The 26,031-nt window shown below is 62.0% G+C and carries 24 protein-coding genes and 1 riboswitch; of the genes, 19 read left to right on the top strand and 5 right to left on the bottom strand.

Annotated features, from left to right (window positions below; genetic code table 11):
- The first annotated feature begins 11 nt into the window (after positions 1–11).
- Positions 12–1,178 carry a methionine adenosyltransferase gene (gene metK, locus GTP69_RS14455; RefSeq protein WP_110846281.1) on the top strand — a complete coding sequence of 389 codons (1,167 nt, stop codon included), beginning with the start codon at positions 12–14 and terminating at the stop codon, positions 1,176–1,178.
- 135 nt (positions 1,179–1,313) lie between these two features.
- Here metK and GTP69_RS14450 read toward each other — a convergent pair whose 3' ends face one another.
- Complete coding sequence (locus GTP69_RS14450) at positions 1,314–1,832, bottom strand: hypothetical protein (protein ID WP_161055518.1); 519 nt, start codon at positions 1,830–1,832, stop codon at positions 1,314–1,316.
- Positions 1,833–1,947: 115 nt separating this feature from the next.
- A riboswitch (S-adenosyl-L-homocysteine riboswitch) is annotated at positions 1,948–2,015 on the top strand.
- Positions 2,016–2,043: 28 nt separating this feature from the next.
- Between GTP69_RS14450 and ahcY the strand changes: the two genes are divergently transcribed.
- Genes ahcY through metF form a run of 3 tightly spaced genes read left to right on the top strand, consistent with a single transcriptional unit; the run spans position 2,044 to position 4,693 of the window.
- Positions 2,044–3,471, top strand: a complete 1,428-nt coding sequence (gene ahcY / locus GTP69_RS14445) for an adenosylhomocysteinase (RefSeq protein WP_161055517.1) — start codon at positions 2,044–2,046, stop codon at positions 3,469–3,471.
- A 51-nt stretch (positions 3,472–3,522) separates the two neighbouring features.
- Positions 3,523–3,873: a phage holin family protein gene (locus GTP69_RS14440; RefSeq protein ID WP_161055516.1), complete on the top strand. Its 351-nt coding sequence runs from the start codon at positions 3,523–3,525 to the stop codon at positions 3,871–3,873.
- The gene (metF, locus tag GTP69_RS14435) at positions 3,866–4,693 is read left to right on the top strand and encodes a methylenetetrahydrofolate reductase [NAD(P)H] (protein WP_161055515.1); all 828 of its coding nucleotides are present in this window, start codon (positions 3,866–3,868) and stop codon (positions 4,691–4,693) included. Before GTP69_RS14440 ends, metF begins: the two co-directional genes overlap by 8 nt.
- Here metF and GTP69_RS14430 read toward each other — a convergent pair whose 3' ends face one another.
- On the bottom strand, positions 4,694–5,275 hold the full coding sequence (locus GTP69_RS14430) for a 5-formyltetrahydrofolate cyclo-ligase (RefSeq protein ID WP_161055514.1): 582 nt from the start codon (positions 5,273–5,275) through the stop codon (positions 4,694–4,696). It lies immediately after the preceding gene.
- A gap of 31 nt (positions 5,276–5,306) precedes the next feature.
- On the opposite strand from GTP69_RS14430, the gene GTP69_RS14425 reads away from it, so the two are divergent.
- From GTP69_RS14425 to GTP69_RS14370, 12 genes are read left to right on the top strand one after another with little or no spacing between them, the layout of a single operon-like run.
- A complete protein-coding gene (locus GTP69_RS14425) occupies positions 5,307–7,280 on the top strand; it encodes a lytic transglycosylase domain-containing protein (RefSeq protein ID WP_161055513.1) in 1,974 nt (657 codons plus the stop codon).
- A 24-nt stretch (positions 7,281–7,304) separates the two neighbouring features.
- On the top strand, positions 7,305–8,024 hold the full coding sequence (locus GTP69_RS14420) for a glutathione S-transferase family protein (RefSeq protein ID WP_161047535.1): 720 nt from the start codon (positions 7,305–7,307) through the stop codon (positions 8,022–8,024).
- Positions 8,025–8,028: 4 nt separating this feature from the next.
- Positions 8,029–9,282: a multifunctional CCA addition/repair protein gene (locus tag GTP69_RS14415; protein ID WP_161055512.1), complete on the top strand. Its 1,254-nt coding sequence runs from the start codon at positions 8,029–8,031 to the stop codon at positions 9,280–9,282.
- Positions 9,279–9,950 carry a GNAT family N-acetyltransferase gene (locus tag GTP69_RS14410; RefSeq protein ID WP_161055511.1) on the top strand — a complete coding sequence of 224 codons (672 nt, stop codon included), beginning with the start codon at positions 9,279–9,281 and terminating at the stop codon, positions 9,948–9,950. Before GTP69_RS14415 ends, GTP69_RS14410 begins: the two co-directional genes overlap by 4 nt.
- Positions 9,951–10,006: 56 nt before the next feature.
- Complete coding sequence (gene mrtJ, locus GTP69_RS14405; RefSeq protein WP_371867936.1) at positions 10,007–10,351, top strand: JDVT-CTERM system glutamic-type intramembrane protease MrtJ; 345 nt, start codon at positions 10,007–10,009, stop codon at positions 10,349–10,351.
- An 18-nt stretch (positions 10,352–10,369) separates the two neighbouring features.
- Positions 10,370–12,493, top strand: a complete 2,124-nt coding sequence (locus tag GTP69_RS14400) for a beta strand repeat-containing protein (protein WP_161055510.1) — start codon at positions 10,370–10,372, stop codon at positions 12,491–12,493.
- The gene (locus GTP69_RS14395) at positions 12,490–12,978 is read left to right on the top strand and encodes a TlpA family protein disulfide reductase (RefSeq protein ID WP_202424419.1); all 489 of its coding nucleotides are present in this window, start codon (positions 12,490–12,492) and stop codon (positions 12,976–12,978) included. The genes GTP69_RS14400 and GTP69_RS14395 overlap by 4 nt, the downstream gene beginning before the upstream one ends.
- Positions 12,975–13,190 carry a DUF4266 domain-containing protein gene (locus GTP69_RS14390; RefSeq protein ID WP_161055509.1) on the top strand — a complete coding sequence of 72 codons (216 nt, stop codon included), beginning with the start codon at positions 12,975–12,977 and terminating at the stop codon, positions 13,188–13,190. The genes GTP69_RS14395 and GTP69_RS14390 overlap by 4 nt, the downstream gene beginning before the upstream one ends.
- Before the next feature lie 9 nt (positions 13,191–13,199).
- The gene (locus GTP69_RS14385; RefSeq protein ID WP_161055508.1) at positions 13,200–14,330 is read left to right on the top strand and encodes a DUF3570 domain-containing protein; all 1,131 of its coding nucleotides are present in this window, start codon (positions 13,200–13,202) and stop codon (positions 14,328–14,330) included.
- A 2-nt stretch (positions 14,331–14,332) separates the two neighbouring features.
- Positions 14,333–15,232 carry an FAD:protein FMN transferase gene (locus tag GTP69_RS14380; RefSeq protein WP_161055507.1) on the top strand — a complete coding sequence of 300 codons (900 nt, stop codon included), beginning with the start codon at positions 14,333–14,335 and terminating at the stop codon, positions 15,230–15,232.
- Complete coding sequence (gene dsbD / locus GTP69_RS14375; protein WP_161055506.1) at positions 15,229–17,025, top strand: protein-disulfide reductase DsbD; 1,797 nt, start codon at positions 15,229–15,231, stop codon at positions 17,023–17,025. Before GTP69_RS14380 ends, dsbD begins: the two co-directional genes overlap by 4 nt.
- Before the next feature lie 21 nt (positions 17,026–17,046).
- Positions 17,047–17,799, top strand: a complete 753-nt coding sequence (locus tag GTP69_RS14370; protein WP_229260945.1) for a transporter — start codon at positions 17,047–17,049, stop codon at positions 17,797–17,799.
- Here the strand turns inward: GTP69_RS14370 and GTP69_RS14365 are convergent, their stop codons facing one another.
- Positions 17,800–18,321, bottom strand: a complete 522-nt coding sequence (locus GTP69_RS14365; RefSeq protein ID WP_110846297.1) for an Lrp/AsnC family transcriptional regulator — start codon at positions 18,319–18,321, stop codon at positions 17,800–17,802.
- A gap of 126 nt (positions 18,322–18,447) precedes the next feature.
- Here GTP69_RS14365 and hppD point away from each other — a divergent pair, with 126 nt between their 5' ends.
- The 3 genes from hppD (at position 18,448) to GTP69_RS14350 (ending at position 24,209) form a co-directional block, all read left to right on the top strand.
- A complete protein-coding gene (hppD, locus tag GTP69_RS14360; RefSeq protein WP_110846298.1) occupies positions 18,448–19,569 on the top strand; it encodes a 4-hydroxyphenylpyruvate dioxygenase in 1,122 nt (373 codons plus the stop codon).
- A 119-nt stretch (positions 19,570–19,688) separates the two neighbouring features.
- Positions 19,689–23,264: an indolepyruvate ferredoxin oxidoreductase family protein gene (locus GTP69_RS14355; protein WP_161055505.1), complete on the top strand. Its 3,576-nt coding sequence runs from the start codon at positions 19,689–19,691 to the stop codon at positions 23,262–23,264.
- A 144-nt stretch (positions 23,265–23,408) separates the two neighbouring features.
- Entirely contained in the window at positions 23,409–24,209 is an 801-nt protein-coding gene (locus GTP69_RS14350) for a class I SAM-dependent methyltransferase (RefSeq protein ID WP_161055504.1), read from the top strand.
- Here GTP69_RS14350 and GTP69_RS14345 read toward each other — a convergent pair.
- Together GTP69_RS14345 and GTP69_RS14340 are read right to left on the bottom strand one after the other, a co-directional pair.
- On the bottom strand, positions 24,170–24,952 hold the full coding sequence (locus tag GTP69_RS14345) for a hypothetical protein (protein WP_161055503.1): 783 nt from the start codon (positions 24,950–24,952) through the stop codon (positions 24,170–24,172). The genes GTP69_RS14350 and GTP69_RS14345 overlap by 40 nt on opposite strands.
- A 9-nt stretch (positions 24,953–24,961) precedes the next feature.
- A complete protein-coding gene (locus GTP69_RS14340) occupies positions 24,962–25,900 on the bottom strand; it encodes a tyrosine-type recombinase/integrase (protein ID WP_161055502.1) in 939 nt (312 codons plus the stop codon).
- Positions 25,901–26,031: the final 131 nt, after the last annotated feature.

Here is a 26,031-nt window from a genome sequence, read left to right as displayed (position 1 = left end):
AGGAGCTTGCGATGTCTAACGATTATCTTTTCACCTCGGAATCCGTCTCGGAAGGTCACCCAGACAAGGTCGCCGACCAAATTTCCGACGCCATCCTCGACGCGATCCTGGCCCAGGACCCGAAAGCCCGTGTAGCCGCCGAAACGCTGTGCAACACCGGTCTGGTCGTGCTGGCCGGTGAAATCACCACCCACGCCAACGTCGACTACATCCAGGTTGCCCGCGAAACCATCAAACGCATCGGCTACGACAATACCGACTACGGTATCGACTACCGCGGTTGCGCCGTGCTGGTCGCCTACGACAAGCAGTCGCCGGACATCGCCCAGGGCGTGGACGAAGGCGCCGGTCTGGATCTGGACCAGGGGGCTGGCGACCAGGGCCTGATGTTCGGCTACGCTTGCGACGAAACCGCCGAGCTGATGCCAGCCGCGATCCACTACGCACACCGTCTGGTCGAGCGCCAGTCGCAGCTGCGCAAGGACGGCCGTCTGCCATGGCTGCGTCCGGATGCCAAGTCGCAAGTCACGCTGCGTTATGTGAATGGCCGTCCGGTGGCGGTGGATACCGTGGTGCTGTCGACCCAGCACGCGCCGGAAATGCTGCACAAGCAGATCGAAGAAGCGGTGATCGAAGAGATCATCAAGCCGGTGCTGCCGAAAGAGTGGCTGCAAGACACCAAATACCTGGTCAACCCGACCGGCCGTTTCGTCATCGGCGGCCCGCAGGGCGATTGCGGCCTGACCGGCCGCAAGATCATCGTTGACACCTACGGTGGCGCGTCGCCGCACGGTGGCGGCGCGTTCTCCGGCAAGGATCCATCGAAGGTCGACCGTTCGGCAGCGTATGCGGCCCGTTATGTGGCCAAGAATGTGGTGGCGGCTGGTCTGGCGCGCCAGTGCCAGGTGCAGGTGTCGTATGCGATTGGCGTGGCGCGTCCGATCAACATCACCGTGTACACCGAAGGCACGGGCGTGATTCCGGACGAGAAAATCGCCCAGCTGGTGCAAGAGCACTTCGACCTGCGTCCGAAAGGCATCGTGCAGATGCTGGACCTGCTGCGTCCTATCTACGCCAAGACCGCCGCTTACGGCCACTTCGGTCGCGAAGAGCCGGAATTTTCGTGGGAGCGCACCGACAAAGCCGCCATCCTGCGCGCCGCCGCCGGCCTGAAATAACCGGCCTCGGCACTAGCCAGAAGTGACAACGCCCCGGACTCCGGGGCGTTTTTATTTGGGCCGAGCCGGTGGTGGTGGTGGTGGTTTTGGCGGCAAATACCTGCGGCGGAAATCATCGTCCATGATCGCTCCTTCTCAGCGTTGCGAAGTGTTGATTGATATGTTGAGCTTTTCTTGTACGTTGGTGCGTATTTTCTCTGTCAGCAGTAGATCGTGTTGCAACTTACTGTATTCGCTGCCGTATTTGTCGCGCAATCCGAGTAATTTTTTCTCAAATTCGGTGATGGAAAATACGGCATTGACCTTCATCCGCACGATCAAACTTTCGATATTGACAGCCAATAACGTCAAACTCGTCGCGGCAGTCGCGTGACGGTTGATTTTTTCTGCGACGGAGAGTTGCCTTGAAACGATTGCAAGCAGCGCACTGGCAGAAGTAAAAGCCGGCCATAGAAAAGTATAGTCGCTGTTCTTCCAGAATACGAGACCAGCCAACGCGCCTCCGCCCGATGAGATTGCGACGGCAATTTTTGTGATGCTGTCCAACCAAGTCCAGCGTGCCAGCAACGCCTGCTCAATGCCTGCGGTATAGCGAGTGTTGTAAAGTAAGTCGTGGGTCTCAGCCCAAACGGCATCGCGTGGATCTATGTCCATAATGGAACTCGCGGGCAAAAGAGCACACTATAGGCCGGTGGCGCTGTCGCCCCTCTGCGTTGGCGCAAACGGGCGGATTGTTGTCGCCATCGCCGGGGAACGATGCTAAAATGCACGTTCCGAGGAGCGCTGCGACGAACTAGCTTTCGCCAGGCTCGGAGATCCAAACCGCGCTCACGTTACTTTTTTCAACACATGAAAGGAGGGCGTGATGAACGCCGTACTCAAAACCGCTCAAGACTACCTGGTCGCCGATATCTCCCTGGCGCCATGGGGTAACAAAGAAATCAAGATTGCCGAAACCGAAATGCCTGGCCTGATGGCGATCCGCGAGGAATTCGCCGCCGCCCAGACGCTGAAAGGCGCCCGCATCACCGGTTCGCTGCACATGACCATCCAGACCGCTGTGCTGATCCAGACGCTGGAAGCGCTGGGCGCCGAAGTGCGCTGGGCCTCGTGCAACATCTACTCGACCCAGGACCACGCCGCCGCCGCCATCGCCGCCAACGGCACGCCGGTGTTCGCCATCAAGGGCGAAACCCTGGACGAATACTGGGACTACACCCACCGCATCTTCGAATGGCCAAACGACGCCGCCGGCAACCCGGTCTACTCGAACATGATCCTCGACGACGGCGGCGACGCCACGCTGCTGCTGCACCTGGGCGCGCGCGCTGAAAAAGACATCTCGGTGCTGGCCGCGCCAGGCTCGGAAGAAGAAATCTGCCTGTTCAACGCCATCAAGACCCACCTGGCCAAAGATCCGGCCTGGTACTCCAAGCGTCTGCCGCACATCCTGGGCGTGACCGAAGAGACCACCACCGGCGTGCACCGCCTGTACCAGATGCACAAAGAAGGCAAGCTGGCCTTCCCGGCGATCAACGTCAACGACTCCGTCACCAAGTCGAAATTCGACAACCTGTACGGCTGCCGCGAATCGCTGGTCGACGGCATCAAGCGCGCTACCGACGTGATGATCGCCGGTAAGATCGCCGTCATCGCCGGTTACGGTGACGTCGGCAAGGGTTCGGCCCAAGCCATGCGCGCACTGTCGGCGCAGGTCTGGGTGACCGAGATCGATCCGATCTGCGCACTGCAGGCCGCGATGGAAGGCTACCGCGTGGTGACCATGGATTACGCTGCGGAACACGGCGACATCTTCGTCACCTGCACCGGCAACTATCACATCCTGACCGAAGAACACATCCTGAAGATGAAGGACCAGGCCATCGTCTGCAACATCGGTCACTTCGACAACGAGATCGATGTTGCTGCGCTGAAGAAGTACACCTGGGAAAACATCAAGCCGCAAGTGGATCACGTGATCTTCCCATCGGGCAAGCGCATCATCCTGCTGGCCGAAGGCCGCCTGGTCAACCTGGGTTGCGGTACCGGTCACCCGTCGTACGTGATGTCGTCGTCGTTCGCCAACCAGACCATCGCCCAGATCGAGCTGTACGCCAACACCGACAAGTATCCGGTCGGCGTGTACGTGCTGCCGAAGCACCTGGATGAAAAAGTGGCGCGCCTGCAGTTGAAAAAACTGAATGCGCAACTGACCGTGCTGACCAAAGAGCAGGCCGACTACATCGGCGTGACGCAAGAAGGTCCGTACAAGCCAGAACACTACCGTTATTAATCGTTAAGGGCGGGGCCGCTGGCCCCGCTTTTTTTGCAGCGAGAACTTCTTATGCGTTTGGTCCTTACCTGGTTAATCAATGCCGTTGCCTTGCTGGCAGTGCCTTACCTGATGCATTCCGTCGATGTCACAAGCATAGGCGCAGCCCTCGTCGCGGCTCTTGTACTGGGCCTGGTCAATACGCTGATACGACCGGTATTGCTCCTGCTGACGTTGCCTGTGACGCTGGTGTCGCTGGGCCTGTTCATCTTCATCATCAACGGCTTCATGTTCTGGCTGGTGGCGCAATGGGTGGATGGCTTCCATGTGGACAGCTTCCTGTCCGCCGTCGGTGGCGCTGTGTTGTACAGCATTATTTCCTGGGCTCTGTCTACCTTACTTTTGAAGAACTCAGATGGATAATCCGAATTTCAGTATCGAATTTTTTCCGCCGAAAACGGTGGAAGGCGCGGAAAAGCTGCGCGTCACGCGCGCCAAGCTGTCCGAGCTGAATCCTAAATATTTTTCCGTGACCTTCGGCGCCGGCGGCAGCACCCAGCGCGGCACGCTGGACACCGTGGTCGAGATCCTGGCCGCCGGCGAACAGGCTGCACCGCACCTGTCGTGCGTGGGCGGCACGCGCGAGTCGATCCGCGAGATCCTGGCCGAATTCAAGTCGCACAACATCAAGCGCATCGTGGCGCTGCGCGGCGACCTGCCGAGCGGTTACGGCGCGGCCGGCGAATTCCGCTACGCGAATGAACTGGTGGAATTCATCCGCCAGGAGACCGGCGACTGGTTCCACATCGAAGTGGCGGCCTATCCGGAAGTGCACCCGCAGGCCAAGTCGCCGCAGGATGACTTGCTGGCGTTCGAGCGCAAGATCAAGGCCGGCGCCAATTCGGCGATCACGCAGTATTTCTACAATGCGGACGCGTACTTCCAGTTCGTCGAGCAGACCCGCAAGCTGGGCATCGACGTGCCGGTGGTGGCGGGCATCATGCCGATCACGAACTACACGCAGCTGATGCGTTTCTCGGATATGTGCGGCGCCGAGATCCCACGCTGGGTGCGGCTCAAACTGGCCAGCTTCGGCGACGACAGCGCGTCGATCAAGGCGTTTGGGCTGGATGTGGTCACGGGCCTGTGCGAACGCCTGCTGCAAGGCGGCGCGCCGGGCCTGCATTTCTACAGCATGAATCAGGCCGCGGCGACCACCGCGCTGTGGCAACGGCTGGTGTAATCACTCGGTGACGATGCGGTCCAGCGCCACGTCGTGACCATCGCTGTCAAACGGCACTTGCAGGCATTGGTAAGCTATTCCCAATGTCTGCGGCCGTGGCGTGTGCCGCGCCAGCGTGCGGTCGTAGAATCCGCCGCCATAGCCTAATCGATAACCTTGCGGGTTAAAGCCCAGGCAAGGCACCAGCAGCGCCGGCGGATAGGCCGCCTGCAAGCGCAGATCGGCCGGCACCGCGACCCCCATCTGGTCCTTCACCATCTCCTCGCCGATGCGCCATTCGGCAAACTCCAGCGCCGCATCCTTTTGCACCACCACCGGCAGCAGCAGCCGCGCACCAAGGCGCGCCAGTTCCGCATAGGCCGGATGCAGGTCCGGCTCGTCGCGCAGCGGCCAATACACGCCCAGCGCCGCCGGCCGCGCCGTCTTCCACCAGTCGATCACATGATCGCCAATCGCCCGGTCCCAGGCCGCCCGCGTGGCCGGGTCCAGGGCGCGCCGCGCGGTCAGCAGCTGCTTCCGCAAATCCGCCTTCCGGGCTGGTGATCCGGACGCGCTGCGTGGTATTCTAGGGTCGCTGGTCATATTTGGTTCAAGACTTATAGAGAGTTGCACATTGATTTCTGTTTCGAAATGGATTGCCGGCGCGGTCGTCGTTGCCTTTACCTCGTTTGCCCATGCCGACGACATCAGCGCAGATAGCCGCAGGGACGACGATTCCTTCCTGCTGCTGCGCGATGCTGTGCGCCAGGATGACGCCAGCAAAGCGGATTTCTACGCCGCCCGCCTGACCAGCTACTCCATTCCGTCCTACGTCGATTATTATCGGCTGAAATCCCATTTGAAGGATGCCGCGCCGGCCGAAATCCGCGATTTCTTCCAACGCTACCAGGGCCAGGCCATCGTCGACCGCCTGCGCAACGACTGGCTGCTGGAACTGGGCCGCAAACGCGACTGGGCCACCTTTGACGAACAGTATCCGCTGTTTGTGCTCAACGACGACACCCAGGTCAAATGTTACGCGCTGATTTCGCGCGCGCTCAAGGGCCAGAAAGTGGCCGACGAAGCACGCGCCTTGCTGACCGCGCCGTCGGCGTATGGCCAGCCGTGCGCGGACCTGATCGCGACGCTATACCAGAACGGCCAGTTCAATACCGAAGACCTGTACGCGCAACTGCGCCTGTCCGGCGAATTCAACGCCACCGGCCAGGCGCGCCGCATCGTCGCGCTGCTGGACGGTTCGGAAAAGAGCGCGGTGCAGGCGGTCGACCTGCCGACGCTGGCCGTGGCCAAGGGCATCGGTCCAAGCAAGGTGGATCACCAGATTTACATCGTCGCCATCGGCCGCCTGGCCAAGACCAGCATCAAGCTGGCGACGCTGGCGCTGAACAAGGCCACGCCGAAGATGACGGCGCAGGAGCAGCAGCAAGCCTGGGCCGCGATCGCCCTGCAGTCGTCGTACACGCTGGCGCCGGAAACCACCGACTACTGGAAGCGCACCAACAGCGCGCCGCTGTCGATCGACCAGATCCAGTGGAAGACCCGCATCGCGCTGCGCAACGGCGACTGGCGCCAGGTGGAGAACAATATCCGCGCCATGCCGGCGTCGCTGCGCAACGAGCCGACCTGGGTCTACTGGCTGGGCCGCGCCATGATGGCGCACGACGGCGTCACCAGCCAGCCGGCCGGCGAAGCGCTGCAGCTGTTCCGCAGCATCTCGGACCAGTCCAACTACTACGGCCAGCTGGCGCTGGAGGAATCCGGCAAACTGATTACCATCCCGCCAGCCGGCGCGCCGGTGACGGCGGCGGAGATCGCGCCGATTGCCGCCAACCCGAACTTCCAGCGCGCGCTGAAGTTCTTCGGCATGCGCCTGCGCTTTGAGGGCACGCGCGAATGGAACTGGGGCCTGCGCGGCATGAGCGAGCGCGAACACCTGGCCGCCGCCGAATACGCGCGTCAGAACAATATCCTCGACCGCATGGTCAACACCTCGGAGCGCACCCGCATCCAGGTCGACTACACCCAGCGCTTCCCGTCGCCGCATAATGACGTCATGCATCCGGCCACGCAGACGCTGGGCCTGGACAAGGCCTGGGTGTATGGCCTGATCCGCCAAGAGTCGCGCTTCATCATGGATGCGCAGTCGCACGTCGGCGCTTCGGGCCTGATGCAGGTGATGCCGTCCACCGGCCGCTGGGTCGCCAAGAAGATCGGCCTGTCCGACTTCGCGCAGGATATGCTGAGCGATGTACGCTACAACATCATGCTCGGCACGAACTACCTGAATATGGTGCTGGGGAATATGGACGGCAACGAGGTATTGGCCACCGCCGCCTACAACGCCGGGCCGGGACGCTTGCGCACCTGGCGTGCGGCGCTCACCAAGCCGATGGACAGCACCATCTTCATCGAGTCGATCCCGTATTCGGAGACGCGTACTTACGTCAAGAATGTGATGTCGAATTCGACCTACTATGCGGCGTTGTTTGAGGGGCGTCCGCAATCGCTGAAGGCGCGCCTCGGCAATGTGCAGCCGAAAGGCTATACGCTGCAGGAAGAACAGGAAACCAGCTTCACCCCGCGCTGACCGTTTATAACCAGGACGTATCCCATGCAGACTACCCAACTCGATCCAGGCCTGTCGCAAGCCCTCGCGGCCGCGCGCCAGCCCGGCCTGACGCTCGTCATCGGCAACAAGAACTATTCTTCGTGGTCGATGCGGCCATGGGTGGCGATGGTCGCCTTCGGCATTCCATTCCAGGAGGTGCGGGTGCTGCTGGACCGCGACGACACCGCCAACCGCATTTGCAGCTATTCGGCGTCCGGCCGCGTGCCGGTGCTGCTGGCCGGCGACGAGATGACCATCTGGGACAGCCTGGCGATCTGCGAATATCTGGCCGAGCAGTTCCAGGAGCTGCATCTGTGGCCGCAGGACGTGGCGGCGCGCGCCATGGCGCGTTCGGTGTGCGCCGAGATGCACGCCGGCTTCAGCGACCTGCGTAATTCGATGTCGATGAATATCCGCGCCAGCTTCCCCGGCAAGGGCCGCACGCCGGGCACGCAGGCCGACATTGGCCGCATCAGCGAAATCTGGGAAGAGTGCCTGTCGCGCTTCGGCCATCACCAGTTCCTGTTCGGCGACTTCTCGCTGGCCGATGCCTACTACGCGCCGGTGGTGCTGCGCTTCCGCACCTATGGCGTGACGCTGGCGCCGGCGCTGGACGCTTACTGCCAGCGCGTGCTGGCCCATCCTGCGGTGGCGCGCTGGGTCAGCGAGGCGCTGGCCGAAACCGAAACGGCGCCCAAGCACGACGCCGACATGCCGGACTGAGACTATGCGTACTTATGTTGTTGGCGGCGCGGTTCGCGATGCGCTGCTTGGTTTGCCGGTCAAGGACCATGACCACGTGGTGGTCGGCGCCACGCCGGACGGGATGATCGCCAAGGGCTTCCGCCCGGTCGGCAAGGACTTCCCGGTATTCCTGCATCCGGAGACGCAGGAAGAATATGCGCTGGCGCGCACCGAGCGCAAAACTGCGCCCGGCTACAAAGGCTTTGTGTTCCACACCTCGGCCGATGTCACGCTGGAAGAAGACCTGGTGCGGCGCGACCTGACCATCAACGCGATTGCCCGCGCCGATGACGGCACGCTCACCGATCCCTATGGCGGCCAGCGCGATATCGAATTGCGCATCTTCCGCCATGTGTCGGACGCGTTTGCCGAAGACCCGGTGCGCATCCTGCGGCTGGCGCGCTTTGCCGCGCGCTTCAGCGATTTCACCGTGGCGCCGGAAACCAATGAGCTGATGAAGCAGATGGTGGCGCAAGGCGAAGTCGATGCGCTGGTGCCGGAACGCGTGTGGCAGGAACTGTCGCGCGGGCTGATGGAAGCCAAACCGTCGCGCATGCTGGAAGTGCTGCGCGATTGCGGCGCGCTGGCGCGCATCCTGCCGGAGCTGGACGTATTATGGGGCGTGCCGCAGCCGGAGAAATGGCATCCCGAGATCGACACCGGCATCCATGTACTGCAAGTGCTGGACTGCGCCGCCGCGCTGGAGCGCGAACTGCCGGTGCGTTTCGCCAGCATGATGCACGACCTGGGCAAGGGCGTAACGCCATCCGACAAATGGCCGTCGCATCACGGCCATGAGGAGCTGGGCGTCAAGCTGGTGGAGCAGGTGTGCAAGAGCCTGCGCGTGCCGACCGAATGCCGCGACCTGGCGGTAATGACGGCGCGTGAACACGGCAACGTGGGCCGCGCGCTGCAACTGCGCGCCAACACCATCGTCAAGCTGCTGGAGCGTTGCGACGCCTTCCGCAAGCCGGCGCGCTTCGTGCAGCTGCTGCAAGCCACCGAATGCGACTCGCGCGGCCGCATCGGCGCCAGCGGCAGCTATGCCGATGCGCCGTTCCCGCAGATGGCGCATCTGGAAGCCGCCATGGCGGCGGCGCGCGGCGTCAACGCCGGCGAGATCGCGCAAGCGTTCGTCGATCAGCCGCAGCGCATTCCGGAGCGCGTGCACATGGCGCGCGTCAGCGCCGTCAAGCAGGCGCTCAAACTGGCGGACGAAGACGAGTCGCCTGAATGAATTCCTCCGACCTGTTCCAGAATCCGCTGCGCCGTTGGGGTAAGCACAGGAACGGCAAGCGTCCGACGGTGCTGGTGAAGGAACTGCGCGAGCGGGACCGCCGCCGCATGCTGCGGCATTTCCTGGAGCTGGAAGACAGCGACCGCCTGCTGCGCTTCGGCTCCGTGCTGCCGGACGAACAGCTGACCAACTACGTCAACGGCATCGACTTCTCCCGCGACATGGTGTTTGGCGTGCATAACCGCGTGTTCCGGCTGGTGGCGGTCGGCCATCTGGCGTTTGCGCCGCGCGATGAAACGAGCACCGTCACCGACAAGGAACGGGTGGCGGAATTCGGCGTCTCGGTCAGCCGCTCGGCGCGCGGGCTGGGCGTCGGTTCAAGGTTGTTTGAGCGGGCCGCCATCCACTGCCGCAACAACGATGTGGACACGCTGTATATGCACTGCCTGTCGTCCAACAAGACCATGATGCACATCGCCAAAAAAGCCGGCATGGAAATCCATCGTGATTACGGCGAGGCGGATGCGTACCTCAAATTGCTGCCGGCCGATCCGGCCAGCATGCTGCAAGAAGCGCTGCACGAACAGTTTGCGGTGCTGGACTACACCTACAAAGCCAACAAGCGCATCGCCGTCAAATGGCTGGGCCGTTTGATCGGCAAAAAATAAATCTACCTTTCTTAGAACCTTCGCCACGTTGACCGGAATACACGGTCAGACTAGATGTGCAAGCAAAGGTTCTACATTCCGTGTGGCCGATCTCTGAGTTCTATGGACGGCAGCTCCTGCTGCTGCTCGTGCTATCCCCTGTGCTGGAGGAGTTGGTGGTGCGCGCGGGCTTGCAGGAGTGGTTGATGCGGCGCGCTCCGCACGCGGTGGCGCCGCCGGTGCTGGTGTCGGCGGCGACCTTCGGCCTGCTGCACCTGCGTTCCGGCTGGCTGCATGCACTGGCGGTGATCGTGCCCGGGTTGGCGCTGGCATTGCTATACCAGCGGACCCGCAGCTGGCGCTGGTGCGCTGTCGCCCATAGTGCCATGAACGCCTTTGCCATCTCAGTCTGCGGTCTATAACTTCAACTGGAGAGTGGCATGAATCGATTGATAGCGCGGGTGGCGTCGGCCGCCCTGCTGTTTGGCCTTGCAGCGCAGGCGGCGCAAGCTGCGGACGCCTTGAACGGCAAGAGCTTGTACCTGAATGGGCCGGTAAGCGGCGGCGCCACCTGCGCCTCCTGCCATGGCCCCACGCCGGCCAATAACGTCAACGGCATTCTCGCTGCGGCCAATCAGCCGTCGGTGATCTCCAATGCATTCGCCGCCAATCTGGGCGGCATGGGCAGTCTGTTCAGCGGTAAATTCTCGGCGGCGGAACTGGCCGACCTGGCAGCCTTCATCGGCAACCCGAATGTGACGGCGGCGCCGGCGGCTTCGCTGGCGCCGACTACGCTGACCTTCAGCGGCGCCAACATCGGCCAGGCCAGTGCGCCGCTGTCGGCCACACTGACCAATAGCGGCAACGCCGCGCTGAATATCGGCACCATCTCCATCGGCGGCGCGGCGGCAGGCGACTTCGCGCTGGGCGGCGGCAGCTGCGCCAATGGCGCGTCGATCGCGGCAGGCGCCAACTGCACCGTGCAGGCGACCTTCACGCCAACGGCGGCCGGCGCGCGCGCAGCCACGCTGACCATCACCCATAACGCCACCGGCGGCAGCAGCACCGTGTCGCTGAACGGCACCGGCAATGCGACACCGCAGGCGACCATCGGACTGTCGGCTAGCAGCGTCGATTTCGGCAAGCTGCTGACCGGCACCCCGTCGGCAGTATCGAGCATCACTGTTAACAACAGCGGCCAGGCGGCGTTGAACTTCAGCGCCATCAGCGTCAGTGGCGCCAGTGCGGCCATCATCACGCGTGCCGGTACTTGCGCAGTGGGCACGCCGGTAGCAGCGGGTGGTAGCTGCACGGTGACCGTGCAAGCCGCGCCGACCAGCGCAGGCGCGATTGCCGCCAGCCTGACGCTGGCGTCCAATGCCTCTAATGGCGGCGGCACGGTGACGGTCAGCTTGACCGGCACCGCCGCAGCACCTGCACCGGCGTTGAGCGCCACGCCGTCGGCTGTCGCTTTCGGTTTGCAGACCATCGGCGCGGCGGCTGCCACGCAAACGGTCACGCTGGCCAACACCGGCAATGTGGCACTGAGCATCGGCAGCGTCGGCGTGACCGGGTCCACCGCTGTGAAGCTGAGCGGCAGCACTTGCGGCACGACGCTGGCAGTCGGCGCGAGTTGCGCCGCCACCGTAAGCTTTACGCCGACCACGGAAGGCGCAGTGACCGCCGCGCTGGCAGTAGCATCGAACGCACCGGCGCTGCAAGTCGGCATCACCGGCACCGGCACCACGCAAGCCACCGCAAAACCTGCGCTGTCGGAAACCGGTCCGATCGCCTTCGCTGACACGCAAGTCGGCAGCAGCGCCGCCGACCACACCACCACGCTGGGCAACAGCGGCAACGCCGCGTTGAAGATCGCCACGCTGACGCTGGGCGGCACCAATCCGGGCGACTTCGTGGTCGGCGGCACGTGCGCGGCCAATGTATCGGTCAGCTCCGGCGCCACTTGCACCATCACCACCGCCTTCAAGCCGACTGCGTCCGGCGCCCGCAGCGCTGACCTGCTGCTGGTGACCGACAGCGGCGCACAATTCCACCTGACGCTGAACGGCAATGGTGTCGCAGTAGTGGTGACCACGCCGTCGCTGGGCATCAGCCCACAAAGCTTCGACTTTGGTTCGGTCGTCATCGGCGGCACCGCACCAACGCGCCGCTTCACGCTGACCAATAGCGGCGCTGCCGCCGTCACACTGTCCGGCGCGACCTTCAGTGGTCCGTTCGCTGCGGTGGCAGACAGCACCGGCTGCGCCGCCTTCCCAGTCACCTTGCAGCCTGGCGCCTCATGCGACCTGGTGGTGAGCTACACGCCGACCAACGCCGGCGCCAGCAGCGGCAGCGTGACCATCCAGTCCGGCAGCACCACCTGGAATATCGCGTTGAGCGGCCAAGGTGCTGCGTCCACGCCGAATGCAGCGCCGTCCAATCACGGTGGTGGCGGTTGCTCCGCTTCGCAGGACGTGACCGATCCAACGCTGGCCGCGCTGCTGGTGCTGTCGCTGGTCGTCATCGGCTGGCGTCGTCGCAGCCGCAACGGAGGTGCCAAATGAAACTGAAGATCATGATGCTGGCCGCCTTGCTGGCGGCATCCTCTGCCCAGGCGCTGGACAAGGGCGCGCCGGCGCCGCAGTTCGACCTGCCTGGCCTGGATGGCGCGGTCAAGCTGGCCAAGCTACAGGGCAAAGTGGTGTACGTGGACTTCTGGGCCTCATGGTGCGGCCCGTGCCGCCAGTCCTTCCCATGGATGAACGACATGCAGGCCAAGTACGGCGGCAAGGGCTTGCAGATTGTCGGCGTCAATGTCGACGCCAAGAGCGACGACGCGCGCCAGTTCCTGACCGCCACGCCGGCGCGCTTTGCCATTGCCTTCGATCCGCAGGGCGCGACGCCGCGCAGCTACGGCATCAAGGGCATGCCGAGCAGTGTGCTGATAGGCCCGGACGGCAAGGTATTGCTGGAGCACTCCGGCTTCCGCGACGCCGACCGCGCAGAACTGGAAAGCAAAATCCAATCCGCGCTGGGAGGTGTCAAATGAAAATCGCACTGGCTTTGGCTACCTTGGCTGTGTTGAGTGGCTGCGCTTCGATCGGCAATGTGCAGCCTTGGGAGAAGGGCACGCTGGCGCGCAGCGAGATGACCTTCAAGGATGGCAGCCTGTTTAACCGCTACGACGACCATATCTACACCAGCCGCGAAGCTTCGTCCGGCGGCGCCGGTGTGGGTGGCGGTGGTTGCGGCTGTAATTAAGGACGACCCATGACGATCAACAAAGAGAGCGGCATGGCCGCATCCATCCTGTCGGCGGCGCTGATGCTGCCGGGCGTGCAGGCGCACGCCGAAGCGCCGCCGACCAATGGCGTCATCAGCGTCGGCTACCTGGATTATCAGGACAGCCAGTCGGGCCTGGACCGCATCCGCGTGCATGCGCCATCGGTGTCGATCATGACGCCGGTGGCGGGTGCGTGGAGCGTCAGCGGCACGCTGGTGAAGGATGATGTATCGGGCGCTTCGCCGCGCTATCACACGGCGGTCTCTGGTGCGTCGCGCATGAGCGATGACCGCAAGGCCGGCGACGTGGCACTGACCCGCTATCTGGAGCGCGGCAGCGTGACGGTGGGCGCGGCGTATTCGACCGAGCATGATTATGTGTCGCGCGCGTTGTCGCTGCAGGGCAGCTACGAGAGCGAGGACCGCAACACCACCTGGAGCGCCGGCATCGGTCATTCCGATGACAAGATCGATCCGGTCAACCACATCGTCACCAATGAGCGCAAGCGCACCACCAACTTCCTGCTGGGTGTAACGCAGGTGCTGACGGCGAACGATGTGGCGCAGCTGACGCTCGGCTACGACGATGGCAGCGGCTACTTCTCTGATCCGTACAAGGCGTTCGACAACCGTCCGCGCAGCCGCTCGGAGACCACGCTGCTGGCGCGCTGGAACCACCACATCGCCGCCACCGACGGCACCGCCCGGCTGAGCTACCGCTACTACCGCGACAGCTTCGGTATACGTGGCCATACGCTGGGCGCCGAGTACGTGCAGCCGCTGTCGGATGGCTGGACGCTGACGCCGGAGGTGCGCCTGTACACGCAGAGCGCCGCCAGCTTCTATTACGACCCGGTGTACGACAGCAAGCTGGGAGCACCGTTCCCGCCGGGGTACAACGGCACCGGCTATATGTCGGCGGACCAGCGCCTGTCAGGCTTCGGCGCGGTCACGCTGGGGCTCAAGGCCAGCAAGCAGATTGACAAGCTCTGGTCGGTGGACGCCAAGGTCTCGGCCTACCAGCAGCGCGGCAGCTGGCGCTTGTTCCATCAGGGGAGTCCGGGACTGGATGCGTTCCGCGCGCAGACGGTGCAGATCGCGATCAACCGGCAGTGGTAGAGATGGTCGACTCGATTCACCGCATTCTGTTCGACGCCATGGGTAGCCGCTGCGAGATCCGTCTGGCGGCGGAAGATGGCGACAGCGCGCAGCGGCTGATGCATCAGGCGGTCGATGAAGTGCGGCGGATCGAGCATAAATATTCGCGCTACCGGCCGGACAGCATTGTCTCGCGCATCAATGCGGAAGCCGGCCGCAAGGCGGTGGCGGTGGATCACGAGACGGCCGAGTTGTTCAGCTACGCCGCTGCGCTGTTCAGCGCCAGTGGCGGGTTATTCGACATCACCTCCGGCGTACTGCGCAAGGCATGGGATTTTCGCCAGCCGCGCGTGCCGTCGGCGGCAGTGCTGGAACCTTTGCTGGCGCTGGTCGGCTGGCATCAGGTGGAGTGCGGCGTGCTCGAAGTCTACCTGCGGCGGTCCGGCATGGAGATCGATTTCGGCGGCTTTGGCAAGGAGTACGCGGCCGACCGGGCGGCGACCTTGCTGATGCAAGCCGGCGTGCGGCATGGTTACGTGAACCTGGGTGGCGATATGCGTTTTATCGGGCCGCGCATGGATGGCAGGCCGTGGTCCATCGGCATCCAGGACCCGCGCGACGCGGAGGGCGTGCTGGCCACGATCAATGTCAGCGAAGGTGCGCTGGCGACCAGCGGCGATTACGAGCGGTTTTTTGAACTGGATGGGCAGCGCTATTGCCACATTCTCGATCCGCGCGATGGCATGCCGGTGCGGTACTGGCGCTCGGTCAGCGTGCTGGCGCCGGTGGCGGTGGCGGCGGGCAGCTGTTCCACCATCGCCATGCTGAAGCAGCGCGATGGTCTGGATTTTCTCAATGCGTCCGACATGGCCTATCTGGCAGTCGATGACGAAGGGCAGATGTTGTATAGGGATCTGATATGAATAAGTGGATGAAAGCCTTCATGGCATTGGTGTTGGTCCTGTTCAGCGCCTGGTCGCGCGCTGGGGATTTTCTGGAGCCGGAACAGGCGTTCCAGTTGCAGGGGGAGTTGGTTGATGCGCATACGGTGCGGCTGAAGTGGGTGATCGCGCCGGAGTATCACTTGTATCGCGACCGATTGAGCTTTGGCGGCGCCGTGGGCGTACCGGTGCTGCCGGCTGGTTTGCGCAAGTTCGATACCAATTTCAATAAGGAGATGGAGACTTACCAGAACAAGCTGGTGGTCGATCTGCCGGTGACGGGTAGTGCGCCATTTACGCTGCAAGTCGGCTATCAGGGCTGCGCGGATGCGGGCTTGTGCTACTCGCCGGCGTCGCAGAGCTTCCATGTAGATCCGGCCGCGCCGGGCAAGCTGAAGACGGTTGCTGACGCGGCAGTGTCGCCGCCGGTCGCCGCGCCTTCTGCTACCGCTCCGCCAGCCGCGCCGCACGAGGATGACAGCTCGCTGGCCCAGCGCACGCTGCAAAGCGGCAGCGTATGGCGCATCGGCCTGGCCTTCCTGGCTTTCGGCCTGCTGCTGTCGTTCACGCCATGCGTGCTGCCGATGGTGCCTATCCTGTCGTCGATCATTGTCGGCGAAGGCGCCGTCTCGCGCGGCCGGGGCTTCACACTGGCGCTGGCGTATTCGCTCGGCATGGCGCTGATTTACACCTCGCTTGGCGTGGCTGCGGGTCTGGCTGGCGAAGGCCTGGCCGGCGCGCTGCAAAAGCCATGGGTGTTGCTGACCTTTGGCGCACTGCTGGTGCTGCTCGCGCTGTCGATGTTCGACGTCTACCAGCTGCAACTGCCAAGCAGCCTGCAAAGCCGCCTGAATGAAAAGAGCAACGGCATGAGCGGCGGCCGTTTCGCCGGCGTGTTCGTGATGGGCGCCTTGTCGGCGCTGATCGTCGGCCCATGCGTGGCCGGTCCGCTGGCCGGCGCGCTGCTCTATATCAGCCAGACGCGCAACGTCTGGACTGGCGGCTGGGCGTTGTTCTCGATGGCGGCCGGCATGAGCGTACCGCTGCTGCTGACCGGCGTCTCGGCCGGCAGCCTGCTGCCGCGCGCCGGCGCCTGGATGAACGGCGTGAAGAAAGTCTTCGGCCTGCTGCTGATCGCAGTCGCCATCTGGATGGTGTCACCGGTGTTCAGCGTAACCGTCAACATGGCCATGTGGGGCTTGTACGCGTTGCTGTGCGCCGTATTCCTGCACGTATTCGAACCGCTGCAAAAAGGCGCCGAACTGCGCGCCTACGTCGGCAAGACATTGGGCCTGGCCTTCCTGCTGGTTGGCCTGTTTGAGCTGACCGGCGCCGCCAGCGCCGGCCGCGATGTGTTGCAGCCACTCGGTCACCTGAGCATCGCCCGCGCCGACAAACCGGCGGCGGGCGAGGGTGGCGAGGTGCACTTCAGCCGCATCAAGACCACCACCGAACTGGATCAGGTTCTGGCCGCCAGCAGCACGCCGGTGATGCTGGACTTCTACGCCGACTGGTGCGTGTCCTGCAAGGAGATGGAGCGCTTCACCTTCTCCAAGCCGGAAGTGATGGGCAAGCTGAAACAGGTGAAGCTGATCCAGGTCGACGTCACCGCCAACAACGCCGACGACAAGGCGCTGATGAAGCGTTTCGGTTTGTTCGGCCCACCGGGCATCATCCTGTTCAAGGGCGGCAAGGAAGTACCGGACAGTCGCGTGATCGGCTTTCTGGCCGCCGAGCCGTTCGTCCAGCATCTGACGCGCCATATCGATTCCTGAATCGCAGGTAGAATACGCGGCATGAAACCGCTCGTATTCCTCACCTTGTGCGCCGCGATGGCGCCACTCTATGCGCAGGACGATGCTGTCCTGCCGTATCGCCCATCGGTCTCCACGCCGGCGCAACTGCCGACGCCCGGCCAGCTGGAATTTGAAACCGGCTTCCTGAGCGCCAAGTCCAGCGACAGCCGGCGTGACAGCCTGCCGTACACCTTCAAGCTGGCGTTCAACGAACAATGGGGCGTGCTGATTGAGGGCGAGTCCTTCGTCTCGTCGCGTGAAGACGGCAGCCCGCGCCAGCGCGGCTTTGGCGACACCACCTTTGTGCTGAAGCGCGCCTTCATCATCGATGACGCCACCGCGTTTGGCCTGGAGCTGGGAGCCAAGGCACCGACAGCCAAGGACACCATCGGCAGCGGCAAAAGCGACTACAGTATCAACGGCATCTTCAGCCGTGACATGGGCCCGGTCCACATGGACGCCAATCTGAACGCCACGCGCCTCGGCGCCTATGATGCGGGCACCGGCCGTACGCAGGTTGGCTGGGCCAGCGCCTTCTCCACGCCGATTTCCGACAAATGGCAGGCTATCGGTGAACTGTCCGGAACCCACCGCGAAAACACGCTGAACACCGCGCAGCTGCTGGTGGCCGCGTCGTACAGCCCAAACAAACGGCTGGTGTTCGACTTTGGCGTGGCGCGCGGACTGACGTCCGCCTCGCAGGACTGGTCGCTGTTCGGCGGCGTCACGCTGCCGCTGGCCAAGCTCTGGTAATTACACCAGTGGCAGCGCGGTGGTGTCCTTGATGCGCTGAAGCGCGAACGAGGACTTCACGTCCAGCACCGCTGGGTGACGCAGCAGCGTCGCCATCATGAAGCGCGAGAAGTGGTCCATGTCTTCCACGTGCACGCGCAACAGGTAATCCATTTCGCCGGTCATCGCATAGCAGGCCACCACTTCCGGCCACTGCGCCACGGATTCGGCAAAGTCGGCGCGCGGCGACGGCGGCGCGTTGGCGGCGCCCAGCGCGCGGGCGTTGCTGTGGGCCGCCGCTTCGCTGTGCTTCTCCAGACGCACGTTCACATAGGCCAGCAGGCCCAGGCCGATCTTGTCAGGGTCCAGCAGCGCCACGTACTGGCGAATCACGCCGGCTTCCTCCAGGCGCTTGATGCGGCGCAGGCAGGGCGAGGGCGACAGCGCCACCAGCTCGGCCACGTCCTGGTTCGACAGCCGGCCGTCCGATTGCAATATAGAAAGAATCTTACGATCGGTTTTGTCCAGCGCGATTTTGGTCATAAATACCTCATAAATTACAAATTAAGGCAATATTATTGCTCAAACCGGGCCGGCGTGGGAACTGTTTGCAATTTACTGCTTCGGAAGCGGATCTATACTGTGCGCTATTCGAATAAGGAGACACGCATGCAATTCCAGCCATGGGACAACCCAATGGGCACCGACGGTTTTGAATTCGTCGAATACGCTGCCCCCGATCCTAAAGCCCTCGGCGCGCTGTTCGAGAGCATGGGCTTTACCGCCATCGCCCGCCACCGCCACAAGGACGTCACCCTGTATCGTCAGGGCGAGATCAACTTCATCATCAACGCCGAGAAGGACTCGTTTGCGCAGCGCTTCGCGCGTCATCACGGTCCGTCGGTGTGCGCCATCGGCATCCGCGTGCAGGATGCGGCGTTTGCCTACAAGTCCATGCTGGAAAAGGGCGCGTGGGGCTTCGATAACAAGACCGGCCCGATGGAACTGAATATCCCCGCCATCAAGGGCGTGGGCGATTCGCTGATCTATCTGGTGGACCGCTGGCGCGGCAAGAACGCCGATGCCCAGCAAGGCGCGATCGGCGACATCAGCATCTATGACGTGGACTTCGTCGCCATCCCTGGCGCGCAAGCCAATCCGGTTGGCCATGGCCTGACCTATATCGACCACCTGACCAACAACGTGCATCGCGGCCGCATGAAGGAATGGGCGGACTTCTACGAGAAGATGTTCAACTTCCGCGAAGTGCGCTACTTCGACATCGAGGGCAAGCTGACCGGCCTGAAATCGAAAGCCATGACTTCCCCATGCGGCAAGGTGCGGATTCCGATCAATGAATCGTCGGACGACAAATCGCAGATCGCCGAGTATCTGGATGAGTACCATGGCGAAGGCATCCAGCATATCGCGCTGGGCACCGATGATATCTACTCGTCGATCGAAGGCATGAAGAAGACCGGCATCGCCTTCCAGGACACCATCGAGACTTATTATGAGCTGGTCAACCGCCGCCTGCCGAACCACGGCGAGCGCCTGGAAGACCTGCGCCGCCTGCGCATCCTGATCGATGGCCAGAGCAACGAGACCGAGCGCGAACTGCTGCTGCAAATCTTCACGCAGAACGTCATCGGCCCGATCTTCTACGAGATCATCCAGCGCAAGGGCGACCAGGGCTTCGGCGAGGGGAACTTCCGCGCGCTGTTCGAGTCGATCGAACTGGACCAGATCAAGCGCGGCGTACTGCAGGACCCAAGCAAGGCCACTGCATAAAGAGTAGAGTAGAGTAGTAAAACAGCCGGTAGCAAAGCACATAGACAGAGCACCGGCGCGAACGCGGCAGAGCCTACCCGGCACTGCCGCGCAGATTCGAGAATATTGGAGACAAGATAATGAATGCACCTCACAAGGGTTTGCAGTTGGATCCGGCCGACATTACGCTGGACGATAAATGGACCCTGGAACGCGGCCGCGCCTTCATGACCGGCACGCAAGCGCTGATACGCCTGCCGATGATGCAGCGTGAGCGCGACCTCAAGGCAGGCCTCAACACGGCCGGCTACATTACCGGCTATCGCGGATCGCCGGTCACCAGCGTCGACATGACGGCGGTGAAGGCCAAGAAATACCTCGACGCGCACCACGTCAAATTCCATCCCGGGATGAACGAAGACCTGGCGGCGACCGCCGTCTGGGGCACGCAGCAAACCAATCTTTTCAAGGATGCCAAATACGACGGCGTCTTCTCCATGTGGTACGGCAAAGGCCCCGGCGTGGACCGCTGCGGCGACGTCTTCAAACACGCGAACAACGCCGGCTCGGCCAAGCATGGCGGCGTGCTGGTACTGGCCGGCGATGACCACGCAGCCAAGTCGTCTTCCACCGCGCACCAGTCGGACCACATCCTCAACGCCTGCGGTATTCCGGTGCTGTATCCGGCCTCGGTGCAGGAGTACATCGACTACGGCCTGCACGCATGGGCAATGAGCCGCTACACCGGCCTGTGGGTGTCGATGAAGTGCGTGACCGACATCATCGAATCCGGCGCTGTGGTGGACTTCGATCCGGACCGCGTGCAGATCCAGTTGCCGACCGACTTCGACCTGCCGGAAGGCGGTTTGAATATCCGCTGGCCGGACACCGTGCTGGATATGGAAGTCCGCATGAACAGTTACAAGTGGTACGCCGCGCTGGCGTACTGCCGCGCCAATAAGCTGAACAAGATTATCTGGGATTCGCCGAAGCCGAAAATCGGCATCATCACCGCCGGCAAATCCTACCTGGACACGCGCCAGGCGCTGGCCGACCTGGGCATCGACGAACAAGCGGCCGCCGACATCGGCATCCGCCTGTACAAAATCGGCATGACCTGGCCGCTGGAAGCGGACGGCGTGCACGAATTCGCCAAGGGCCTGGACGAGATCCTGGTGGTGGAAGAGAAGCGCCAGATCCTCGAATACGCGCTGAAGGAAGAGCTGTACAACCTGCCCGACGGCGAACGTCCGCGCGTGGTCGGCAAGTTCGACGACACCGGCGAATGGAGCAACAAGGGCAAGACCGGCCACGGCGACTGGCTGCTGCCAGCCACCTATGAACTGAATCCGGCGCAGATCGCGCGCGCCATCGCGTCGCGCATCGCCCACTACTGCGCCGGCCATCCGGTGGCCAAGCGCGTGCAGGAACGCGTGGCGTATCTGGAAGCGAAAGAACTGGCGCTGAAAACGCTGCCGACCAAGTCCAATCCGCAGACCGACCGCACGCCGTACTTCTGCTCCGGCTGCCCGCACAACTCCTCGACCAAGGTGCCGGAAGGTTCGCGCGCGCTGGCCGGTATCGGCTGTCACTATATGGTGCTGTGGATGGACCGCGAGACGTCGACCTTTACCCACATGGGGGCGGAAGGCGTGACGTGGGTGGGGCAGGCGCCGTTCACCAACGAGAAGCACGTGTTCACCAATCTGGGCGACGGCACCTACTTCCACTCGGGGATACTGGCGATCCGCGCGGCGGTGGCGGCCAAGGTCAACATCACCTACAAGATTTTGTTCAACGACGCGGTAGCGATGACCGGCGGCCAGCAATTCGATGGTCCGCTCGATCCGGGCATGATCTCGCGCCAGATCGCGGCGGAAGGCGTGACGCCGATTATCGTCGTTACCGACGAACCGGAAAAATACCCTGCCGATTACAAATGGGCGGAAGGCGTCACCGTGCGCCATCGCAGCGAATTGATGGACGTGCAGCGCGAACTGCGCGACAAGCCGGGCGTGTCGGCCATGATCTATGACCAGACCTGCGCGTCCGAGAAGCGCCGCCGCCGGAAACGTAACGAATACCCGGATCCAGCCAAGCGCGCCGTCATCAACGAGGCCGTGTGCGAAGGCTGCGGCGACTGCTCGGTGCAGTCCAACTGCCTGTCGGTGGAGCCGCTGGAGACGGATCTGGGCCGCAAGCGCCAGATCAATCAATCGTCGTGCAACAAGGACTTCTCCTGCACCACCGGTTTCTGCCCGAGCTTTGTGACGGTGGAAGGCGGGGCGCTGAAGAAACCGAAGAAAGCCGCCATCGAAGGTGGGGCCAATGCGGGCCCGCAAGCCGTGCTGCCGATGCCGACGCTGCCATCGACCGAGACGCCGTTCGGCATCCTGATCACCGGCATCGGCGGGACTGGCGTGGTGACTGTCGGCCAGATCCTGGCCATGGCTGCCCACGTCGAGAACAAAGGCGCGATTGTGCTGGACATGAGCGGCCTGGCGCAGAAGGGCGGCCCGGTGATGTCGCACGTGCGCCTCGCGGATCATCAGAGCGACCTGCACTCGACCCGCGTTGGCACTGGCAGCGCCGATCTGGTGATCGGCTGCGACCTGATCGTCACCGCATCGCGTGACGCCTTGTCGCGCATGGGCGAAGGCCGCACGCGCGCCATGATCAACTCGACCGGTTCTTCGACGGCTGCTTTCGTCAAGAACCCGGACTGGCAGTTCCCGGACGCGTCGTCGCGCGGCGAAATCATTCGCGCCTGCGGCAACGACAACGTCGATTTCGTGGATGCCGGCCAGATCGCCACCGCGCTGATGGGCGACTCCATCGCCACCAATATGTTCATGCTGGGCTACGCCTTCCAGAAAGGCTTTGTGCCGCTGAGCGAAGCTTCGCTGATCAAGGCGATTGAGCTGAACGGCGTGTCGGTCGCCTTCAACAAGGCCGCCTTCAACTGGGGCCGCACCGCCGCGCATGACCTGGCGTCGGTGACCAAGCTGACCACGCCGGCCAAGGTGATCGAGTTCAAACGCATCCAGACGCTGGACGACATCATCGCCAAGCGCGTGGAGCTGCTGACCGCGTATCAGGATGCGAATTATGCTAAACAGTATAAATCGTTTGTCGATCAGGTCCGCGCGGAAGAGGCGAAACTGGGCAAGAGCACTCGCCTGGCCGAAGCCGTCGCCCGCTACTACTACAAGCTGATGGCCTACAAGGACGAATACGAAGTCGCCCGCCTGTACACCGACGGCGCCTTCCAGCAGAAAATGGCCGGCATGTTCGAGGGCGACATCAAGCTGAAATTCCACCTGGCGCCACCGCTGATGGCCAAGCAGGATGCGCAGGGTCACTTGATCAAGAAGGAATTCGGCCCATGGATGATGAAGGCATTCGGCGTGCTGGCCAAATTCAAAGGGCTGCGCGGCACGGCGTTGGATGTGTTCGGCTACACGGCAGAACGCAAGTCGGAACGTGCGCTGATCGGCGAGTACCGCGATACCGTGGCCGGCCTGCTGCCTAGGCTGACGGCGGAGAACCTGACGCAAGCCGTCGCCATCGCCAGCATCCCGGAAGACATCCGCGGCTACGGCCATGTGAAGGAGCGCCACCTGCTGGCCGCCAAGCAGAAGGAGGCGTCGCTACTCAGCGCCTTCAATACGCCGGCAGCCATCGTCCCCGCAGGCAACGCGCACCACGCCGCCTGATCTGTACCACACCGCGGCTTGCTTCAGCGAGTCGCGGTCCCCACCCTCTGATTTAGATCAATAATTTTAGTGCCACACGGCACTATTTTTTTATCGCTTTCGGTTAGACTTATAGTTTAAACGAGTGATAACTAGGAATTATTGATGGGAAATTGGTACAACGACACAGGTAGTCCGCTCAGTTCCACGCAATGGTTGATGGCACACCACTTGGCCAAGCTTCCCGAGCGAACCAAATTTGCGCAAAGACTCGCTGAGCGTCGCCCTCACGTGTTGGTAGACCTTGGGTGCGGGCCAGGTATCTGGATGGAGTTACTTAACACCCACATGCCGACATCCTGCCGATTCATAGGGCTGGATGCCGATGGCAACGCCCTGAGCGAAGCCAGACAGCGGTCATCTGAGTGGGAACGGGAAGTTGAATTTCAACAATTGGATATCGGGCGGAACGCAGAAGAGATTCCATCAGCAGATATGTACTTGGCGTTCAATATTTTCCCGTATCTTGACGACATTGCTTCATTCATCAGTGTTTTGAAAGCAAAACTTAACCCTGGCGGTTGCATTGTTATCCGCCAGTATGACGGTTCCATGCTTCGCATTGGCCCGATGGAGCCCGCAATCCGTATCGAAATGGACTTGTCGCTGCAAGCAGCCGTGCTCAATAGCGAACAGTTCCGCCACTATGATTTGGATCGCGTTTTTTCAGCCATTTACGCAGCCCCCAATACCAACGTCGAAGTAGGTTTCGATACCGTCACCCGCGTAACGCCGTACCCTACGGAATTCCTGCCCTATCTGCGGAATACTGTCGGTTGGAGCCGCCAACATATCAGCGAAAAAGCAGGCAAGCTGCTGGACAAATGGACTCATCTTCATTTAGATGCTGCACAGCCGGCACCATCCTATTTCTCGGGAACCGATCTGGTGGCCATCCTGTCATGATCTTCCGTGCCGCTTTGCCACAATAAATTGAACTGCTTGGTAAACATTTCAATGATGTGGCTGTCTCGGGAGATAAGAACCGTAGGGTCTTGCCCTAAACCACGGAAGTCCCAGTTAAATAATACTTCCTTGATCCCGTCCACATGTTCAAGCAAGATGAAATTTAATTGTGGATCGTTATGTCCGATTATTTTGTACTTGTATTTTCCACTGCTGCGCGGATTAGCCGTGCCTATATGGCGGCAAATCTGGCGAAACCGCGTTAGCGCGTGCAAGTCGCCGATATCTTTCCAAATCAGTTCTTTGCGGGTTTGCTGCGCTATCGCAGCCAACAAGTCATCATAGACCTTTGTAGCATAGAATTTTTCATCCGAGCGCTCCAAGGACTCATTGGTATTAAACGAGGTATTTTTAACTTCTCTCAGTATTGGCAATCTACTGCTGATGTAGCGTAACGCTTGCTCTGGCGAGCCGACCGGCGTGACGTGCAGGTAGTCCTTGATGGCATCGTACAAGCGGTCGGAATATGCGGCGGTTTTACGCACTTCAATGACAGTCACCCACCATTGCGCAATCATCAAAACAATAACCGACAGGAAAAACGCGGGAATCCCGGAAGTCTGCTTCAAACTTAATGGGTCAAGCCAGTAGGTCAGCACAAATACCACGAGACTGAATATTGGGCCAGTCATAATCGGCAGCCAGACTGCAACCCCGCCTTTATCTTTTTCAAAAAATGCCATCAATAATTCCTAGTTATCACTCGTTTCCAGCCTTTCCCTGACGTTGGCGCGGGCAATTTCGCTGCGCAGGACATGATCGGCGACATGCGTGTACAGCTCGGTGGTGGTGATGCTGGAGTGGCCCAGTAGCCGCTGGACGAAGCGCATGTCCAGACCGGCTTCCAGCAGTTGGGTGGCGGCGGTGTGGCGCAGCATATGCGGGGTGATGCGGCGCGTCAGCTGGGTGCTTTCGGCGTAGCGGCGGATCACGCGCCGCAGGTATTGTTCGTTGGCTGGCCGCCCCAGACCGTTGAAGAATAGCGCGCTGGCCAGGGTGGCGTCGCCAAACCGGCGTTGCACCTGCTCCTGATAAGTCCGCAGTCGTAGCAGCGTCACCTGGTCCGGAAACGACACCGAGCGCTCGCGGTTGCCTTTGCCAACAATGCGGATCTGTCCCAGCTGCCGGTCCATGTCCGCCGGTCTGATGCGTACCAGTTCGCCAATGCGCAGGCCGGTCAGCGTCAGCACTTCGATGACCAGCCGTGCCGTCAGCTGGTCCCAGCTTCGTCTTGAGGCGCCTTCGTGGTCGCTGGCCTGCGGGGTCCACGCCACCAGTTGCTTGATTTCTTCAGTGCGCAGGTTGCGCGGCAAACGTTTGGGGATCTTGAATTCCAGGCAGATGCGCTCCAGCGGATTGAAGCTTAGCAGCCGGCGACGGAATAGCCAGCGCACAAATGCCTTGATGCACGCCACGCGCCGCTTGACGGTGATGACCTTCAACCCCGGTGTGCTGGACCAACTCTGCGCAGCGGTTTCGATCCACGCGGCTGAAAATGCCTCTAGCGGCTGCTGGGCGCCAGTCAGGCCGGTGAAGCAGCTCAGGTCGTGCCGGTAAGCCCGTATCGTATGAAGGCTGAGTTGCCGCTCCACCTGACAGTAATTCAAAAAACGCTCGCATGCTTCTGCCATCAAGACCATCGGACGCTCCTTTTAAATTGAATTGCCAAAAAGAAATCCACAGCGGGGTTTTCACCAAACCGAAGCGAAATTGTTATTTTTGCACCAAAATAGTGCATAAGCATGTAACAAAACATTCGTTC

Origin of the sequence: Duganella levis (assembly GCF_009857605.1) — a bacterium.
In the GTDB taxonomy this organism is placed as follows: Bacteria; Pseudomonadota; Gammaproteobacteria; order Burkholderiales; family Burkholderiaceae_D; genus Rugamonas; species Rugamonas levis.
Note: the sequence above shows the minus strand (reverse complement) of the source record. Positions and strands in the feature narration are given on the sequence as shown.